The organism is Paenarthrobacter sp. CM16 (assembly GCF_013179505.1).
GTDB lineage: Bacteria > Actinomycetota > Actinomycetes > Actinomycetales > Micrococcaceae > Arthrobacter.
The window spans coordinates 1-1,737 of record NZ_JABMCX010000498.1 but is presented as its reverse complement, the minus strand read 5'-3'; the positions used below and the strand labels follow the sequence as shown (position 1 = coordinate 1,737).

The window sequence follows — 1,737 nt, the reverse complement described above, 5'->3', positions numbered from 1 at the left end:
CATTAACCACGCTTGTCCCCTTAAGTATCCACAGGCTTATCCACATGCACCTGTTAATAAGGTATGTAGTGGCGCCTGCTTTGTGGATGTCAGGAGTCGCGCTGCTGCTGTTTGATGCGGTTGGTGAGCTCAGTGACCTGGTTGTAAATCACACGACGCTCAGCCATCAGCTCGCGGATCTTGCGGTCAGCGTGGATGACGGTGGTGTGATCGCGTCCACCAAGTTCCTGGCCGATCTTCGGCAGGGACATGTCAGTCAGCTCGCGGCACAGGTACATCGCGATTTGCCGGGCGGTCACCAACGTGCGGGTGCGGGACTTGCTGCAGAGTTCTTCCATGCTGAGCTTGAAGTAGTCCGCTGTCTGGTCCAGAATCTGCTTTGCGGTGATCTCCTGCGCGCCGTCATCAGTGATCAGGTCCTTGAGCACCATTTCGGCCAGGGCAACATCCACCGGCTGGCGGTTGAGGCTGGCGAAGGCCGTGACCCGAATGAGGGCACCTTCAAGTTCGCGGATGTTGCTGGAGATCTTGGATGCGATGTACTCCAAGGCGTCATCCGGTGCGGACAGGCCTTCGCTGAGGCCCTTTTTGCGGAGGATCGCGATGCGGGTCTCAAGCTCGGGAGGCTGGATGTCCGTCAGCAGGCCCCATTCGAAACGGGATGTCATGCGGTCCTCGAAGCCGGCGAGCATCTTGGGCGGCTGGTCCGAGGTAATGACAACCTGCTTGTTGGCGTTGTGCAGGGCGTTGAACGTGTGGAAGAACTCCTCCTGCGTCCGGTCCTTGCCCGCCAGGAACTGGATGTCATCGATCAGCAGCACGTCCACGTTCCGGTACGTGGTCTTGAAGCTGGTTCCTTCGTCATCGCGGATGGAGTTGATGAAGTCGTTGGTGAACTCCTCGGAATTCACGTAACGGACGCGGATGCCGCTGTAGAGCCTGCGGGCATAGTGCCCGATTGCGTGCAGCAGGTGGGTCTTGCCCAACCCCGAGTCGCCGTAAATGAACAGCGGGTTGTACGCCTTGGCCGGCGCTTCGGCAACGGCGACGGCGGCCGCGTGCGCAAAGCGGTTCGAGGAACCGATCACGAAGGTATCGAAGATGTACTTCGGGTTGAGGCGGCCAAACTCATGGGAGGTGCTGGGCGGAGTGGGCTGCGGCTTCGGCTCCGCGAAATCGGAGACAGCGGAAAGCTCGACGACGGGCTCCGGCTCTGCATGGACGGGCACCAGATCGGTGTCCACGTCGATCGCGCAGCGGATGTCGTCCGAGAAGACGCTGCGAAGTGCGTCATCGAGAGCATCCTTGACCTGGGTCTGCAGGACTTCGCGGGTGAGCTCGTTGGGAACGGCCACAAGGAGTGTGGAACCGATGAGGCCCTGTGCCTGGGCCAGGATGACGAAACCGCGCTGTCGGGGTGATACCCGGTCGTCTTGTTCCATCAGGCTCAGCACCCTGCGCCAGGAACTTCCGACAGTGTTGGCGTGGTTGGCTTCGTCTACTGTCATCAATCAGTTCCTAAATACTTGCTTGCCGGCGTTGCTGGCAGCCGAAGTCTCTCCGGCCGCTCTGTTCTGGGCGATAATCCACAGAGTTATACACAGCGGGTGGACATTGGGCTACTGAGCCACTCTAGGGGATGGAATCGCTAGAAGATAGCTGGGAAGTTGCCTGTGGATAATTACACCGTTGTTGTTCTGGAATACGGCCTGTGAGCCACTTCATCCACAGGCTGGG

At 59.4% G+C, this 1,737-nt stretch carries 1 protein-coding gene; it reads right to left on the bottom strand.

Translation table 11 applies throughout. The features are described from left to right. Positions 1 to 89 precede the first annotated feature (89 nt). Complete coding sequence (gene dnaA, locus HP499_RS23845; RefSeq protein ID WP_026541014.1) at positions 90 to 1,508, bottom strand: chromosomal replication initiator protein DnaA; 1,419 nt, start codon at positions 1,506 to 1,508, stop codon at positions 90 to 92. Positions 1,509 to 1,737 lie beyond the last annotated feature (229 nt).